Genomic DNA, 16,363 nt, shown 5'->3' on the forward strand with positions numbered 1-16,363 from the left:
AAATTCTCCCCTCCAAGCTTGATTATTACGTCAATTGAACGTTCGATTCGCACGGGTGCCATTATCTCTCAAACCGTCTTACAGCAAGCATTTCGCATTTACGGATAGGTCTATTTCCTAGCTAAAGATGCACTAAAGATTTTCATGCGTAAATTAAATGTCCATTAGCTTAACACCTCATTTTGCGATCGCACATGTAGAAATAACTGAGTTCTCTCATAGCTATCAAACGAACCGATGAGTAAATTCATACATCAAATCCACCCTACCTTTACGCAACACGGCTGGATCTAAACGTTCTGTTGTATTGCAAGTCATCAACACCACCAACTTTTGTTCCGTTTGAATCGCCGCTTCATCAACCACGCTTTGATACAACGTCCCATCCAGTAAACTCAAAATATGCTCAGTTTTATTGCTGTGTTGAGCTGCAAGCGTCGCCCGATCCTGAGCCAAATTATCCGCTTCATTAATAATCAGGCAAATCCGCTCCAAATAACTCGGTGGAACAAAATTCTCAACCGCGTCATGGTCTAAGATGAAGATGACAAACCCCAGAGGCATCAAAATTTCTTTTGCCACAGCTTGCGTCCAAGCTGTTTTACCAGTACCCGGTTTTCCACTTACTAATACTGCTAGCTGATTTTTGTCCAGAACTGCTTGCTGAACTAAATCCGTAAAGCTTTGTACCTCAGCAGGAAATGTCCGAATTGGAAACTGGCTTTGAACCTGTCCAACCCGACTTTGATAGCCACTGAGCATTACCGCTAAATTGTAAGTGGCTTTGTTAACTAGGGGTGCGATGTTCTTGGCAATTAAAGAATAATGTCGTCGCCCTTTACCTAGATTCTCAATTTGTAGCCAAACTTGATGCCCAGGCCAATAAGCAAAAGCGGTTCCAATGATTTCAAGACGCTCCCAGCTCACAAAGCGACTGATTGGAAAATAAAAATGCCGTTCCATATAATACTGGGTAATAATTTCTGGATTACCCAACAAATCCAAAATCTTGAAAACTGTAATCTCTTCTAATCGGTTGAGAACATAATTAATCGGGATGCTCTGGCGCGTCACGACTTGTGCCACAGGTGTCTCAACACTTAGAACCTCTCCATAACGATGATCTGGAACTGGCGGTTCCGGGGTAATATAATCCCAAAAATCATTGAGTTCGTATCGCGTGTTCTCCGAAAAAATATTTAAAAGATTTGCCCACCAGGTATAGTAGTTACGACCCAAGGCATCAGCAAGATCACTAGCAATGTTTAAAGTCTTTTGACTAAGCTCCCAAGGGTCATTCGATACAAGATGCAAAAAAAAGTCCAAGTCAAATTGCCTTGATAAGGGTCGCCAACCCGCTCCTAACAAGCCTCGACTCTGGGGATTATTAGGAGTAAACTGGTTTTCATTGCTTGCAAATTCGCCTGAATGCATAATTGAAATTTCTTAGTGTTGTAATAGTACGTTAGTCAGTTAAAAGAGTAAAAAAAATATTCTAGCTAAACTCTTGTATTTCAATTTTCTTTTCTTAAATAATGTTCCAATTGTTCGAGTAACGGGTCAATTGTTTGTTCCTGAATGGCATGAGGTGGATGCCAGCTTATCCAGGTATAACTGCTATGTTCGGTTAGCTTGATAGTCACATCCTGTTCTAACCAACCTAGAAAGATTACCAATGTCTTTTCGACGGTTTCGCTACCAAAACGCTTGTAGCAAGCTTGATAAGTAATCGTAAAACGAAATCTCTCATCCAGCTGTAGTGAACTCGCTTCAATACCTGTTTCCTCATAAAGTTCGCGGAGGGCGCAACTCCACTCATCTTCACCAGCTTCGATGTGACCTTTTGGTAAGTCATAGCGCGTTGGATGCTGCATCAGCAAGAAGCTGAGTTGCGGTTTAGTACGCATCACAATTACGCCGCAAGATTTGACTTGTCGCATAGTTAGGATGTTTCACTCTTAGGATAAATTAGGCTTTTTGTAGATATTGGGCTGGAATATGCTCCACCAGCCACACCCCATTTTCAGAACAGTAGAACGTATAACCCACTTTGTTCATGGTTGCCGCATCTACTATAAATACTTCGGGACGACCATGCCGTGCGCCTACCTTTCGTGCCGTGGCTACATCACGGGAAAGATGGACGTGATGGCGAGACATTTTACGAAGACCTTCCTGGAGAATTGCCTCAACGGCACCGTGACCTGTACCGTGGTACAAAACGTCAGGAGGAATTGCAGGTTCTAGTTGCAAATCAACGTCTACACTATGACCTTGATTAGCACGAATTAGGCTGCCAGTTGAGTCGAAGGAAAATCGTTTTTTGTCATTATTGGCGACGACTTCATTCAGTTCAATGTGGTTGATGGGAAAGGCGTGTTTTTTACACGCGGCTAAGAGTTTATCGACACTAACCCAGCCACCTGGCGCAAGTTGAATGCCAATCCGCTCAGGTTGGTGTCGAAGATGTTTGCTAAGATATTTGCTGATTTTGACTAGGCGAGAATTATTCATTAACCGCTATCAGTCCACCATCCTCTTTGGCAAAGATATATTTTCCACTCTCTAAGTCAGTTGCAAACTGCCCTAACCAGTCTTTGAAGCTATTAGCAATGACTTCTCTATGTTCCCAGTCATGCCACATTATAATAATTTGCCCAACTTGACCTCCAGGTGCTGGGTCTAAATCCAGACAATGATGGTCACCAGAGCCACTATAAGTCAAGGGAATCCAATTTTGGTTCCACCAGTCTGATTGAATTGAACCAACGGGTACGCTTTTTGTACCATCAAACTCTCCTGCGTCTAGTAAGTCTTTCCAAATCTGCCACTCATCCATAATTCGTTCTAGGGAAAGAAACTCCCAAGCATTGATTAGCCCATGTTCTGGCTCAGATTGACCATTGTGAAGGCGATAGGACGCTTTAACATCTTCAGGTAATTTACTTTCCAAAAAGGCTTCGGCTTTGTTGATGGCTTGATCAGTTGCTCCTGGTTGTAGGCTATCGAGAATTTCTGGTGCATTAATGGCAAGCCAGGTTTCAATGCGGTTCCATATCGTCTCCACGACTCCCTACCCTTCGTTATAAGCTACTGGTTGAGGCGCACCAGTAATTGTATTATACTGTACTACAAGTAGTTGGGGTAAGTTCCTGATATTTAGAGTTTGGCTTTCAACAATCTGTTCAAAGCATTGTTAGCTTACTAAGCAATAAAGTTCAGATAGCTCTTTGCATTAGTTTTATACTTGTTAACGAGGCATCTACCCAAAGTTAGATTAAAAAAAATTAGAAGCCCAGCCTAGCTAAGGTTGAGGGCTTGGCTTATTGTTTCCGCTTCAAATTGCTTTTTCCAGAGGAAATGCAAAATGTCTACTCCATCGCTTCAGGTAATCATGGTAGCGACAGTTCTATCGCTACCAATCGTTTCATTCAACATCCCTAGTGCCCTGGCAGACGACCAACGCGACTTTACTGTTGTCAATAACACCAACACTACTCTCAAAGCGTTGTTTGTTTCATTGTCCGGTTCTACTACCTGGGGTGAAAACGTTTTAGATAAGAGCATTCCTACTGGTGCATCCACTGAGTTAAATTACGTTGGCGAAGCCTCTGACTGCCTGTTTGACATCAAAGGCATATTTTCAGATGGAGCAGAGACGGAAGACAGACAGGTTGATTTTTGTAAGGTTGGCACCTATACCTTTAATAACGAAGGTCTGTAATCTTGGTATTAAGCGATCGCCTTTAGCCTTTAAATTACCTATTATTTAGCTTCTAAAAAGCAGATTGGAGTAAAGTTAGCTTCAACCTGCTGTTTGCATAGGAATCACCTTTATTGCACTACACCCGCTCCAAAGCCTAAACTCTAGACCTTTAAACCTTTTATTGCTTGTTGTGGTAATAATATACTACATACATAATACAAACTCGTCAATAGACCAGAAAACTAGTTCTCAAGGCGGTGGATGACATGCCTGACTTCTATCGCCGACCTGTAGCTATTGATTTGTTTGCGGGTGCTGGTGGATTTTCTTTAGGGATTGAGCAAGCAGGGTTTGATGTTGCCTTAGCTGTGGAACACGATCCAGTTCATGCGGCGGTGTATGCGTTTAACTTTCCCCACAGCAAAGTTATCTGTGCAGATATCGCTAAACTATCAGGATTAGACATCAAGCAAGCTCTCTCGGAGTGGGCAGTTGAGCATCGGCAACACAGCAACTGGAATGGTGAGATTGACTTGGTTTTTGGGGGGCCTCCCTGCCAAGGCTTCTCGATGATTGGCAAACGTCTACCAAATGATGCTCGTAACAATCTTGTGTTTGACTTTTGCCGCTTGGTGAAAGAACTCCAACCTCGCTACTTTGTGATGGAGAATGTTCCTGGCTTGTGTCTCAATAAACATTCCTCTATCCTTGAGCGACTGATGAATGAGTTTGAGGTGGCTGGATATAAGCTGACAGAGCCAGTGCAGGTATTAAATGCTGCCAATTTTGGTGTACCGCAAAAGCGACGACGGTTCTTTTTACTAGGTACTCAAGTTGGGGCAGTTGCAATTGATTATCCTTGCCCAGAAGTAGAGGCAAGCTTTCAACCGATGACAGTCAAAGATGCGATCGCAGATTTACCCAACCTGGATGATTTTACTGAACTCTCTTCAACTGACTCGATTCAACTCACATCAGAACAGCTATATCAGTTGCACGAACAGACAAGCGCCTATGTCAAAAAATTACGGGGGATGATGTCTGATCCAAGCGACTTTGCTTACCCTCGCTACTGGAATCCCCAGCTATTAACCAGTTCAATACAAACCCAGCATACTGAGCTTTCAATTGAGCGCTTTAAGAACACCCCCATGGGCAAGCTAGAACCAACCAGTCGCCTCAGACGTCTCAACTGGGACAAACCTTGCCATACCTTAAGAGCTGGTACTGGTTATGAGCGTGGTAGTTATACCTCTCCTCGTCCAATTCATCCTCAGTACCCCAGAGTCATCTCAGTGCGTGAGGCAGCGCGACTACACTCCTTTCCTGACTGGTTCCGCTTCCATGCGACCAAGTGGCATGGGTTTCGACAAGTAGGCAATGCTGTGCCACCTCTTCTCGCGAGAGTCATTGGTAGCCAAATTATTGCAGCGTTAGCGATTGAACTCCCAGTGCCAACAACTCGTTTAGAACTTGGGAACACTAAAGTACTCAAGTTCACCCTGGTGAAAGCTTCTAAGTATTGGAATGCGCCAAAGCACTTTTTCGATTAAGGCGTGTTGGGTACGTTGAACAAGTAGACGGAACTGATATTACGATGAGTAATATCAGTTCAGCCCATCCGTTTCTCCATGCCAGCAAAAGATCGCTTTCATCAGGCAGTCAGACACGCCTTGGAACAGGAGGGCTGGATCGTCACCCACGACCCACTTCACATCGAACTGCCAGACATTGAGGTCTACATCGACTTAGGAGCAGATAGGCTCTTGGCTGCCGAACGAGAAAGCCAAAAAATCGCCATTGAAATCAAAACCTTCTTGGGAACTTCTACGCTGTTTGAATTTCACCTCGCCGTTGGTCAGTTTGTCAACTATCGCTTTCTCCTCAACAAAGTTGAGCCAGAGCGAGAACTTTATCTTGCCGTTCCAGTTGAGACTTACGAAACATTCTTCAGGCGTGAGACAGTGCAAGAAATGACTCAAGCTTACCGTCTCAAAATTGCAGTTTATAACCCAAACTTGGAGGCGATCGAGCAATGGATCGAGTAGAACAATACCGAAGCTATATCAAACAACTCCTAACAGAATATGCCAGCTATAAGTCCCTGAACAAAACAATCGAGCGGCAATTTGTTTGTGATACCGAAAATGACCACTATCAAATTGTAAACATGGGTTGGGACGGGCATCGCCGCATTTATGGCTGTACTATCCACATTGATATAAAAAATGGCAAGATCTGGATTCAGCACAACATGACCGAAACCGACCTAGCCCAAGAGTTAGTCAGCCTCGGTGTTTCCAAAGAAGATATTGTGCTTGGGTTTCATTCGCCCTTCATGCGACAGTTTACCGACTATGCAGTTAGCTGAAACAGTCTAAGACTGCAATCTCTGTCTGATGCCTGAATCCCATCGGCTTCTAGCCTTGGGAATAGCTCAATACGCAGGTAGCTACCAAGCCTTCTATGATGCCCTATTGATATCCCGCCGCCTGAATTGAGAAAAGCCGAGCATAGCGTCCTCCCAACTTCAACAACTCCTCGTGAGTTCCCTGTTCTAGAAGTTCTCCTCCTGCCATCACGACAATTTGGTCAGCCATTCGCACTGTAGAGAAGCGATGGGAAATTAAAACAACCATCTGATTTTGGGTAATCTTACGAAAGTGGTCAAAAATTTGCACCTCTGCCTCCGCATCCATCGCTGCCGTTGGTTCATCAAGTACCAAGATGTCTGCACCAGTCCGCATAAAGGCTCGCGAGAGAGCAATTTTCTGCCATTGACCGCCTGATAGTTCCTGTCCTCCCTTGAACCAGCGCCCTAACTGAGTGCCAAACCCTTCTGGCATCGCTTTAATGAAGGGTTGAGCCGTACCTTTCTCCGCCGCCACTTCCCAGCGTGCTTCGTCTTCCAGATGTTCCACGTCTCCTACACCCACATTTTCCCCAACTGTGAACTGGTAGCGGACAAAGTTCTGGAAAATTACACCAATCCGTCGCCGCAGCACCTCAACATCCCACTCCTGCAAATCCAATCCATCCAGAAGGATACGCCCAGAATCCGGACTGTACAATCGGGTCAAGAGCTTAATCAATGTCGTTTTGCCTGAACCATTCTCACCAACGATCGCTAATTTCTCTCCCGGTTTTAGGTGGAGCGAAATACCCTTCAACGTAGGTTTCAAACCTCCCGCATAGGTAAAAAACACATTCTCGAAGCGAATACCATCCCCCGGAATTCTCCCCTGACGCGCCTTACCACGAGGTTTAGGAACATCCTGCTCTAGAAACTCGTAAAGGTTTGATAGATAGAGATTATCCTCATACATCCCCCCAATCGAAGTCAAAGCAGCAGTAAAGGTAGACTGTCCTTGCCGGAATACCATCAGGTACATCGTCATATCCCCTAAGGAAATGCGACCGAAAATCGTTTCCAGCACAATCCAGGCATAGGCAACATAAAATACCCCTGTACTCAGCAAGCCCAAGAGATAACCCCACAATCCCCGCCGGATCGTCAAATCCCTATCTTCACCGTAAAGTCGATCAAAGATATCGCGGTAGCGTCGCAGCATCGTATCCCCTAGCTGATAAAGCTGAACCTCCTTCGCATAGTCTTCACGAGCAATCAACGTTTCGAGATAATGCTGCTGTCTGGTTTCAGGCGATCGCCATTTAAACAAACGAAACGCTTCTCCAGCAAACCGAGTCTCTGCAATAAACGGAGGTAACGCCGCCACAAGCAGGACAACAACCGCCCAAAGGGAAAAATTCAGCAGCAGACCCCCATACGTCACCAGCGACAGGGCACTCTGAATCAGGCCAAACGTCCGCGTCACCAGTGAGAGAGGACGAAGCGATGCTTCTTGCCGCGCCTGATTCAGCTTGTCGTAAAACTCTGAGTCCTCAAAATGGACAAGATCGAGTGTCAGTGCCTTCTCCAGAATCAAGACATTAACCCGTTGCCCCAGTAGTACTCGCAGCAGTGATTGACAAACCGTCAAACCCCGTTGACTACCTGCCAGCAACATCACCGCGATCGCTTCCAACCCCACAAAGCTCAAAGCCGTCCAGCGATGAGCTTCCACACCCGACCCAGATGCCAAAACAACACTATCAACAATCAACTTCCCAAGATACGCGATCGCTGCTGGTAATAAACCTGCCGTCAGCGTCAAACCCGCCAACACAACAGTTAGAGTGCGGCTAGTCGTCCATACCAACCCCAACGCTCGTCCGCTGTAGCGAAACACTGATAGAGATTGACGCAATCCCCGTGTAGGAAATTTCAAAGAGTTGCGTTTCCTTTGTCTTTTCATCTTCTGGTCAACTTATGCCTAGTTTTTCGACTCTTAGTCAAGATATGCTTGTAGCAGGTTTTTTTAGGTGCGATCGCGCCAACGAAAGAATCGTCAGTACAGCGTCCCCTGTAGTCAATTTAAGTATTGGGGCAGCGTTAGCCTTGAAATATCTGGAAGCTGAAGGCATTACTCTTCAGGTAAAGGAGTCCCGTTAGGGTTATCGCCTGCTTCGGCAAATGCATCTACTGCCCGACCTAATTCTCGTTGGACAGGCTGGGTAGACTTAAGAAAAATATGAATGACTAAGTCTAAACTACTGACAAACAGCTACGGCAATTCAACTGAAGTAGGTTTAGCAATGTGGGGTAAGCCCCAACCTAATTTTTCTCGCAAAATTCGGAAAAACTCTGGGGGTTGCAAGCGGATAAATCTCGCACTATATTGCGATCGCATCATCTGAACCTTATCATCTGGCAACACATAGCACCCGGCATTCCCATCAACCACCATTACCATCTGATTGGGAGTTGCTGGAAAAATCGTGATTGGCTCACTATCAGCAAAGACTAAGGCTCTAGACGCTAACGAATGCGGGCAGATCGGCACTAATTGCAGCACTGGCACTCCAGGCGTTACGACTGGCCCCCCAGCACTAAGAGAATAAGCCGTCGAGCCAGTTGGGGTGGAAATAATAATGCCATCTGCTGCAATATCTACCGCTGCATGACGACCAATCTCAATTTCAAAATGGCACATACAGGTCAAGGGTTCCCGGTGCAGCACCATCTCATTCAAACACAATGCTTCCCACCACAGGTTATCCTTACGCATGACCTGAACTGACAGCATTGTCCGCTCTTCAACTTCGTATTTTCCTTCCTTTAACTGTTCCAAGGCATACGGCAGTTCGTTAACATAAGTTTCTGTCAAGAAACCCATGTGTCCCGTGTTTACAGCTAGTAGAGGGATGCCAAATGGAGCAATCTGGCGAAACGCGGCGAGAACTGTACCATCTCCGCCTAGCACAATGGCAAAGCTCATTTGCTCATCAAAGCCGGGAGGGGCAAGCTTATCAATTGGCGTATGACAAATGGGAGAATCAGGCCGTGAATAGCCTAAGATTCCTCCGATTCCGGTAGTCATATAGACATCCCAACCCGAAGCACTGAGTTTTTCTTCCAACTCTACCGCGACACGACAAGCCACGGGTTTGAGGTCGTTGTATATAATGCCTACTTTGGGCACGCTCACTAGTCCACGTAGGGGTCAAATAGTCTTGAACAATTAGAATGATGCCTAGATTTTAGACAAGCGGTTTCCCTGGCAATGCGAAGCCAAACAACCATTCACTCCAAAAGCTACTGATTATAAGGCTAGAGGTGTCAACAGAAACAGTAGTAAACAAGTCCTGCTCTATCTTTTTTTAGAAGACACCTCTAGCTGATATTCCAGTATTTTTGCTTATTAACTAATCTTATCGTGACCTATCTTACATCAGTTTTGCTCTGCCCAAAAACTTTTAAGATTTAGTTTTGAAGGGAGATCTTTTCTTTGCCTGCTTTTTCGCTTTGTTTTTCTCGAAATCAATTTCCTTGAGCTTTTTCATAATCCGGCTAAAGTATTCTTGCATATAGGCTTCCAAGGTTGTTGTTTCCTTAGGGTCTAGCCCAAAGACCTGATACGTTTCGTCCATTGAGGCATTCAGAGGTTTTCCGCTTGCTAGGACTTCAGTGAAGGCAAGCCGATCCGCCACATTCCAGCCCCACTGAAAAAATCGTACAACCCGACGTACTGCCCGTAGAAGGTTGAGGGGAAGTCGGGCAATTTTGGCATCTTTACCAGACAACCGCTCACATAGGCGGATAATTTCGTAGGGTTCCCAAGCACGGGTTCCGACAACAGGAAAGGTTTTCTTCTCCGTTTCTGGAACCTCAAGGGCACGAACGGCAAATTTAGCAATATCCTGAGTGTCCATGTAGGCAATCCCAGAAGAATCACCAGTAATCCAAACGGCTTGCCCATCCAAAATCGGAATCGCATACTGACCGATTAATCCTTGCAAAAAGCCACAGGGCTTCAAGATTGTGTAATTTAATCCTGACTCGGCAAGGAAGACTTCTGTACACCGCTTGATTTCCATCAACGGGACATCAGGAAAATTCTCGGCATTCAGAATTGAGAAGAATACAAATCGTTCAACACCAGCCGTTGCTGCTGATTGAATTAGCGAGACTTTACCGTCCCAGTCCACCTGTTTGATGGTCAAGGAGTCGGTAGGTCGGGATGTTGCTGCATCAATGACAGCCGTCATACCTTCAAGGGCAGGAGGCAGACTTTCTGGAGATGTGAGGTCGCCTTGAAAAATTTCGGCTCCCCATTCTTTTAAAAATGTTGCTTTTCTCGGATTGCGTACCAAACAGCGCACCTGATGGCCTTCGTCTAGGGCGCGACGAACCACCTGTCTTCCTAAGGTGCCTGTTGCACCAACAACCAACAAGTTCATCTATGAGTTTTAGTAAAGAATCTTAACTTTTCTACACGATCTTATCAGAAATACTTGCGCGATCCCAGAGAAAGGCAAATAAATGCGATCGCTCAACAAAAATCTTTTACTCTAGGGATGCCGATGTAGCACAAAAACGCAACAACGTTCTCGCCAACCACATCGGCGCTGCCCTTAAGCCTTGTCTTTGTTCCCTTGGATTCTCATCTTTGTATCAGCCCCTTCGATTTTCTTCTGGATGTTGAGCAATAAAAAGCCCACGCCCAAGCCCACGAGAATCAGGGTAAAGGACAACACGGCTGCATTAAAAATTTCAGTGTTCATTGTTTCTCATCTCCTGCAAGCGCAAAAAAGTTTATAAGTTAACCTTACCGCCCCCAACACTACCTGTCGCCCAGCAAATCTAGACTAGGGTAAGAATATTGACGGCTAATCGAAGGGTTTAAAAACACGCCCTAGGGGGTATTTTAGAACAGTGAGGCAGTTAATACTCGACGACAAGCATTGGGAATGGTTGTAGCGGCACCGAATTGGGGATGCAATCAAAAAAATGAAGACAGAAAAAACTTTCTTTACAGAACAACTGGGTTCACACCCAGTCCGTCCCCGGTTAGCCGTTACCCTAGGAGACCCTGCGGGAATAGGACCAGAGGTAGTACTCAAGGCATTGGCAGACCCAGATGTTACTCAAGCCTATGAGATAACTGTGATTGGCAGCCGATCGCTTTTACAATCCTCCTACACCCAACTACGACAGAAGGGACTTGAACGAGGAGAGGCACTGGCAGATCCAGAGGACTTATCAATCCTTGATATTGAACTAGAGGCATCAGCAGAACAGCAAATTATTCCTGGTGTTGGTAATGCGGCAAGTGGCGCGGCAAGTTTTTCCTATCTTGAAACAGCAATTACTCGCACCCTTGCTGGTGAATTTGATGGTATTGTTACCGCCCCGATCGCAAAATCTCTCTGGAAAGCGGCAGGACATCACTATCCGGGGCAAACGGAGGTGTTGGCGCAGTACGCAAAAGCTGAGAGATTTGGGATGTTATTTGTTGCGCGATCGCCTCATAGTGATTGGCTACTGCGTACCCTCCTTGCCACTACCCACATTCCCTTGCGTCAAGTTGCGGATACTCTAACACCTGAGTTGATGACAAAAAAACTTGACTTACTCGTGGAGTGCTTGCAGCTTGATTTTGGGCTGAAGACACCTCGGATTGCGATTTCTGGCTTAAATCCTCATAGTGGAGAGCAAGGTCAACTGGGTCGTGAGGAAGAGGATTGGTTGATTCCCTGGCTAGAGCAAGAACGCCAAAAACGTCCTGAGTTAAGGCTGGATGGCCCCGTGCCTCCGGATACCCTTTGGGTTAATGCTGGTCAAGCTTGGTATAACCCTTCTTTGCCAAGTGGTGTTCCTGATGCCTACCTAGCGCTTTACCATGACCAAGGCTTAATCCCTGTGAAGCTAATGGCATTTGACCGGGCGATTAATACAACAATTGGTTTGCCTTTTGTTCGCACCTCTCCAGACCATGGCACAGCGTTTGATATTGCAGGTCTTGGGATTGCGAATGCAACGAGTATGAAAGCGGCAATTCAGCTAGCGGCGGAACTGGTCAACCAAAGATTCACGCTTCTTAACCCTTCAAGCGCAGAGGTGACAGTCTAGCTGGATTAGTTTATCTCAAGGGTGGTTGGTACACGCGGAATGCTTCAATCGGGACAACCCCGTTTTTGTCAGGGATGATTTCAAGCGTGTGTTTGGAGTTGCTCAAGTTCTGTGCCAACGTCGTGAAGTACTCACGGCTAGCGTCTTCAATTTTCGGCGCAACGTATACATCAACAAACATCGGTTTAACCTGCCACTTGATCTGAAAGCCTGCCGGGGTAGGTTTACCAGATAATTCAAAGGCGCTTTTCAACCACCAGTCACTGGGTTCGATGACGACACGACCAGAGTTGGAGACAAACTTGCGATCGCTTACACCGCTACCATCAAACCCCGTTTTGGAGCCGAAAACTTCAAACTTAAATAGGCTTGCATCGTCGTTGATCTCGGTGATACGTGCCGTCCAGTCTTCTATGATCAGTGGCTTCTCCCAAGAGACTTGGATGATTGCAGGCCAATCAACACCCACGGTGTCACTCGGTCGCGTGATGGCATAGAGTTCAGGAAATTCCGAGGGTTTCTTGCCATCAATTAGAACACGCGCTTGACTTGAGTTGCCGTCAGTGGATTTGGCTGCGATCGCGTCTATCCGGTTACCCTCAAACTCCAGAACAAGTCTGCCATCTTTCCACTCCACATCCGTTCCTACTGTGTACGTTCGCACCAAATCCTTCGACGAGTTAGTAGGTGACTGTTGATTGTAGCGAAGGTGTGGCTTTACAAGACTTGCCAGCAGGAAATTTCCGTGATCATTGAGGTGAACACCATCAGAGAGTAGATCTTGTGGTTGTAAATTGTTGTCCTTCAGGTACCGCTTCCAGGGTTCTCGAATCTCAATCAATTCGCATCCATACTTATCGGCAAGTTGGGGCAACCATTGAGTGGAGTGGTAGTCGTGCCACTGGTAAGTCTTGAGCTTTTCTGAGTCATCAGCAGAAGTCCCCGTGGGTAACCAGGTGATGTGATCGGAGTGAAATGCAATTTCGCTCGTTGTGCGGCGGCGCACGTTCGCGATGATTGCCTCATAGTCGTCATCTCCCCCATAGACATGGAAGATCATCAGATCGGGATAGAAGGGGTACAGATCGTGTTCTGCGGGACGGATTAACAGTGGGGCAGCAAATCCCCCAATCGCACGATTCTCGATAACCAAATCTGCATAAGGGAAGCGTTTTTTTAGGTCATTCGCGACATCAATCCACCAATCCTGCTTCGTAATTGATTGTCCGTAGAACAGAATCCGTACAGTGTTGTGGTGTTCTGGGGTACTCGTGGCAAGTAGCGTCATAGTACGCTGGATTCTCGCACCAAAATTGGAGTCATCCAGAGCCGAAGTAGGCGGCACAAAGGCTGAGTTCTCGTCCTGAAGGACAAGTTCCTTCGGGATGTCATCAGAGCGAGTCCTGATTTCGAGAGTAGGCTGATTCGCCGCTAGTACCTGTTCAGGCGATTCCGCTAAAGAATCCTTACACAGCGTCGAGTTGAGGCTCAAGACACTGCACAAAGTAACCGAGAGGGCGCGGTTCAGGAACGTACCTGGGGAGAAGAACGATGCGGCTAAAGCAACAACAAAGCTGACAAGAACAACAACGACAAAGCGAATCCGACGCATTAGAACCAGTTCTCCATTTTTTTTGTCTCACCTACTTCGTGATGAGGAGAACACGTTTAGGCAAAGTGTATGGGTTATGCAAAAAGCGATCGCCACTAAATTGACAATCATCTCATGTACATATTGCAAAAGCAGAGCTTTTTGTGGGATAGGCTCCTACCAGTTTGGTATAGGCAAATTCAGTAGGCAACACCCTAAACTGAGGCGGTAGTATTCTTCGGCTCTCTCTCCTTCACCATTTGACGAGCATATCCCTCATAAGCTGACATATCCTCGTCCAAAATGCGAATGCTATCTGGCGACACCAACACTTGTACCATTTCACCGGAAGCATAGCGGTGCAGATTGCGGCGGTGCAAGTTCTGTGTACGGACAACTATTGAGCTTTGTTCAGTCAGGCGGATAACATAACGTGTATCCGTGCCAATGTAGACTGCTTCTTCCAGCGTTCCTAGCAAACAAGGCTCGTCTGAGTAGCCTGACGGCTGAATTTCTGCTTTTTCTGGACGTATAACCAAGGTGACAACTTTACCCACTGGAAGCTCATCTGTACAAGCGACAGACACGGGTAACTGTTCATCCACCAATACCACAACTTCAGAAGCAAGCTGCTGGATGACACGACCTGTAAGAAAGTTTGTCTCACCAATGAAATCCGCGACAAAGCGAGACGTTGGGTCTTCGTAGATTTCCATTGGTGTTCCCACCTGTAGCACCTGACCTTGATTCATCACAGCAATTCGATCAGACATCGTTAGCGCTTCTTCTTGGTCATGGGTGACGTAGATAAATGTTACCCCCAAGCGTTGCTGCATGTGCTTAAGTTCTAGCTGCATTTCTTTTCGCAGCTTCAAGTCCAAAGCACCTAAAGGTTCGTCAAAAAGTAGTACGGCTGGCTGTTTGACTAAGGCGCGTGCCAAGGCAACTCGCTGCTGCTGTCCACCCGATAACTGGCGCGGATAGCGCTTTTCCATACCTGTAAGTTGTACCTGTGCCAAAGCCTCTGCCACCCGTCGCTGAATTTCTTTTCGTGGCACATTTTCCATTTCTAGCCCAAAGGCGACATTTTGAGTCACCGTAAGATGGGGAAATAGAGCATAGTTCTGGAATACGGTGTTGACTGGACGATGAAATGGTGGGCGATTCTGCATCGGTAAGCCGTGGATGTAGATTTCGCCAGAGGTTGGTATCTCGAAGCCAGCAATCATCCGCAATGTTGTTGTCTTGCCACAACCAGACGGCCCAAGTAAGGAAAAAAATTCTCCTTCAGCAATTTGGAGATTGATGTTATCTACAGCTTGGAAGTCTTTGTTTTGTGAGCCTTTAAATACTTTGGAAACGTTTTTTAATTCGACTGCATAAGATTCCATTGGCTTCGTTGTCGTTAGAGGAATGTTGGTTAAGTTACAGATAAATTTTAAGGGCGCACGGCTGTGCGCCCCTACGAACGGGTTACCAAAGAGTGTTTATTGAACAGATTACTTACCAATGCCAACTTTCACTTCTGTCCAAGCTTCGTCATAGAACTGCGTTGCTTCACCGATATCTTGGATGTATTTAAGCTTAGAAAATACATCCTGTTTTGGATATATTGAAGGATTTTCTAAGTTTTTTTTCTCGATTAAGCCCTTATCTATTGCCGCTTTATTTGGTGTCCCATATTGGATAAAGTTAGAGATTTTTGACCCAATTTCTGGTTCAAGGATGAAGTTGATAAATTTTTCAGCAAGTTCTTTATTTGGCGCACCTTTGGGAATTGCCATGGTGTCAGTCCAGACAATTGTTCCTTCTTTGGGAATTGCGTAGCGGATATCTTTGTTTTCTTTCATTAACTGGAAAATATCACCGCTATACTCAAGGGTGAGATCGACCTCGCCTTGATCGAGTAATGCTTGACCTGTATCCGGAGAAAAAGATGCGATCGCATCTTTATTCTTGATTAAAAAATCCCGCGCTTTATTGAGTTCATCCTGGTTTGTTGTGTTCGGGTCGTAGCCGAGATACATTAAAATCCCACCCAAGGTAACGCGCATCTCATCTTGCAGCGCGACTCTGCCCTTAAACTTCGGGTCAAACATTTGCCCCCAGCTATTTATCTCACCCTTTGTTGCCTTGATGTTGTAGCCAATTCCCATCGTCCCCCACTGGTAAGGCAGACTAAATTTGTTACCTGGATCGTAAGGGGGATTCAGAAACTTAGAATCAACGTTCTTGATGTTCGGGATATTGTCTAAATTTAGTTCTTCTAGCAACCCTTCCGCCCTCATGGTTGTCACCATATAGTCACTTGGAAAAACCACGTCATAACCAGGATTTCCAGGCTTAAGTTTAGCGTAGAGAGCATCATTACTCTCGAAGGTGTCGTACTTGACTTTTGCCCCGAACTTTTTCTCAAATTCGGTAATAGCGTCCTCTGCGATGTAAGTCGTCCAATTATAGACATTGAGGACATTATTCGCATTTTCACTCCCCATTTCTGAAACAGTTGGGCGATTACCACTACAACCGAGTGGTAACAAGACGGCAAGTAAAAATAAGGATAGGAAAAGAAGTAATCGTTTTCTCATAGTTA

At 45.8% G+C, this 16,363-nt stretch carries 17 protein-coding genes; 6 read left to right on the forward strand and 11 right to left on the reverse strand.

Translation table 11 applies throughout. The features are described 5' to 3' along the window. Nucleotides 1–225 precede the first annotated feature (225 nt). From H6F98_RS29310 to H6F98_RS29325, 4 genes are all read right to left on the reverse strand, one after another. On the reverse strand, nt 226–1,434 hold the full coding sequence (locus H6F98_RS29310) for an AAA family ATPase (RefSeq protein WP_192222267.1): 1,209 nt from the start codon (nt 1,432–1,434) through the stop codon (nt 226–228). A gap of 80 nt (nt 1,435–1,514) precedes the next feature. Beyond that, the gene (locus H6F98_RS29315) at nt 1,515–1,940 is read right to left on the reverse strand and encodes a bis(5'-nucleosyl)-tetraphosphatase (RefSeq protein ID WP_192222268.1); all 426 of its coding nucleotides are present in this window, start codon (nt 1,938–1,940) and stop codon (nt 1,515–1,517) included. Between the two features lie 28 nt (nt 1,941–1,968). Next, complete coding sequence (locus tag H6F98_RS29320) at nt 1,969–2,514, reverse strand: RNA 2'-phosphotransferase (RefSeq protein ID WP_192222269.1); 546 nt, start codon at nt 2,512–2,514, stop codon at nt 1,969–1,971. Beyond that, nucleotides 2,507–3,067, reverse strand: coding sequence for an SMI1/KNR4 family protein (locus H6F98_RS29325; RefSeq protein ID WP_192222270.1), 561 nt, complete (start codon nt 3,065–3,067; stop codon nt 2,507–2,509). The genes H6F98_RS29320 and H6F98_RS29325 overlap by 8 nt, the downstream gene beginning before the upstream one ends. Nucleotides 3,068–3,367: 300 nt before the next feature. On the opposite strand from H6F98_RS29325, the gene H6F98_RS29330 reads away from it, so the two are divergent. The 4 genes from H6F98_RS29330 (at nt 3,368) to H6F98_RS29345 (ending at nt 6,077) form a co-directional block, all read left to right on the forward strand. Further along, on the forward strand, nt 3,368–3,724 hold the full coding sequence (locus tag H6F98_RS29330; protein ID WP_192222271.1) for a hypothetical protein: 357 nt from the start codon (nt 3,368–3,370) through the stop codon (nt 3,722–3,724). Between the two features lie 248 nt (nt 3,725–3,972). Next, nucleotides 3,973–5,259, forward strand: a complete 1,287-nt coding sequence (locus H6F98_RS29335) for a DNA cytosine methyltransferase (RefSeq protein WP_192222272.1) — start codon at nt 3,973–3,975, stop codon at nt 5,257–5,259. Nucleotides 5,260–5,337: 78 nt separating this feature from the next. Beyond that, on the forward strand, nt 5,338–5,754 hold the full coding sequence (locus tag H6F98_RS29340) for an element excision factor XisH family protein (protein ID WP_192222273.1): 417 nt from the start codon (nt 5,338–5,340) through the stop codon (nt 5,752–5,754). Beyond that, nucleotides 5,742–6,077, forward strand: a complete 336-nt coding sequence (locus tag H6F98_RS29345; protein WP_192222274.1) for a XisI protein — start codon at nt 5,742–5,744, stop codon at nt 6,075–6,077. The genes H6F98_RS29340 and H6F98_RS29345 overlap by 13 nt, the downstream gene beginning before the upstream one ends. A 103-nt stretch (nt 6,078–6,180) precedes the next feature. Here the strand turns inward: H6F98_RS29345 and H6F98_RS29350 are convergent, their stop codons facing one another. Further along, nucleotides 6,181–7,995, reverse strand: a complete 1,815-nt coding sequence (locus H6F98_RS29350; RefSeq protein ID WP_242058758.1) for an ABC transporter ATP-binding protein — start codon at nt 7,993–7,995, stop codon at nt 6,181–6,183. A gap of 41 nt (nt 7,996–8,036) precedes the next feature. Here H6F98_RS29350 and H6F98_RS29355 point away from each other — a divergent pair, with 41 nt between their 5' ends. Then, nucleotides 8,037–8,219, forward strand: coding sequence for a hypothetical protein (locus H6F98_RS29355; protein WP_192222276.1), 183 nt, complete (start codon nt 8,037–8,039; stop codon nt 8,217–8,219). Between the two features lie 112 nt (nt 8,220–8,331). Here H6F98_RS29355 and H6F98_RS29360 read toward each other — a convergent pair whose 3' ends face one another. From H6F98_RS29360 to H6F98_RS29370, 3 genes are all read right to left on the reverse strand, one after another. Then, complete coding sequence (locus H6F98_RS29360) at nt 8,332–9,249, reverse strand: NAD(+) kinase (protein ID WP_192222277.1); 918 nt, start codon at nt 9,247–9,249, stop codon at nt 8,332–8,334. 274 nt (nt 9,250–9,523) lie between these two features. Next, nucleotides 9,524–10,507: an SDR family oxidoreductase gene (locus H6F98_RS29365; RefSeq protein ID WP_192222278.1), complete on the reverse strand. Its 984-nt coding sequence runs from the start codon at nt 10,505–10,507 to the stop codon at nt 9,524–9,526. Between the two features lie 174 nt (nt 10,508–10,681). Next, entirely contained in the window at nt 10,682–10,831 is a 150-nt protein-coding gene (locus H6F98_RS29370; RefSeq protein ID WP_192222279.1) for a PetM family cytochrome b6-f complex subunit 7, read from the reverse strand. 226 nt (nt 10,832–11,057) lie between these two features. Here H6F98_RS29370 and pdxA point away from each other — a divergent pair, with 226 nt between their 5' ends. Continuing rightward, nucleotides 11,058–12,179 (forward strand): 4-hydroxythreonine-4-phosphate dehydrogenase PdxA, encoded by a 1,122-nt coding sequence (gene pdxA / locus H6F98_RS29375; protein WP_192222280.1) that lies wholly within the window; start codon nt 11,058–11,060, stop codon nt 12,177–12,179. 10 nt (nt 12,180–12,189) lie between these two features. Here pdxA and H6F98_RS29380 read toward each other — a convergent pair whose 3' ends face one another. From H6F98_RS29380 to H6F98_RS29390, 3 genes are all read right to left on the reverse strand, one after another. After that, nucleotides 12,190–13,791 (reverse strand): SGNH/GDSL hydrolase family protein, encoded by a 1,602-nt coding sequence (locus H6F98_RS29380; RefSeq protein WP_242058759.1) that lies wholly within the window; start codon nt 13,789–13,791, stop codon nt 12,190–12,192. A gap of 194 nt (nt 13,792–13,985) precedes the next feature. After that, nucleotides 13,986–15,161 carry an ABC transporter ATP-binding protein gene (locus tag H6F98_RS29385; protein ID WP_192222281.1) on the reverse strand — a complete coding sequence of 392 codons (1,176 nt, stop codon included), beginning with the start codon at nt 15,159–15,161 and terminating at the stop codon, nt 13,986–13,988. A 108-nt stretch (nt 15,162–15,269) separates the two neighbouring features. Beyond that, nucleotides 15,270–16,358, reverse strand: coding sequence for a PotD/PotF family extracellular solute-binding protein (locus tag H6F98_RS29390; RefSeq protein WP_192222282.1), 1,089 nt, complete (start codon nt 16,356–16,358; stop codon nt 15,270–15,272). Between the last annotated feature and the right edge of the window lie 5 nt (nt 16,359–16,363).

Source organism: Microcoleus sp. FACHB-SPT15 (assembly GCF_014849525.1).
GTDB classification, from domain to species: domain Bacteria; phylum Cyanobacteriota; class Cyanobacteriia; order Cyanobacteriales; family Coleofasciculaceae; genus Symplocastrum; species Symplocastrum torsivum.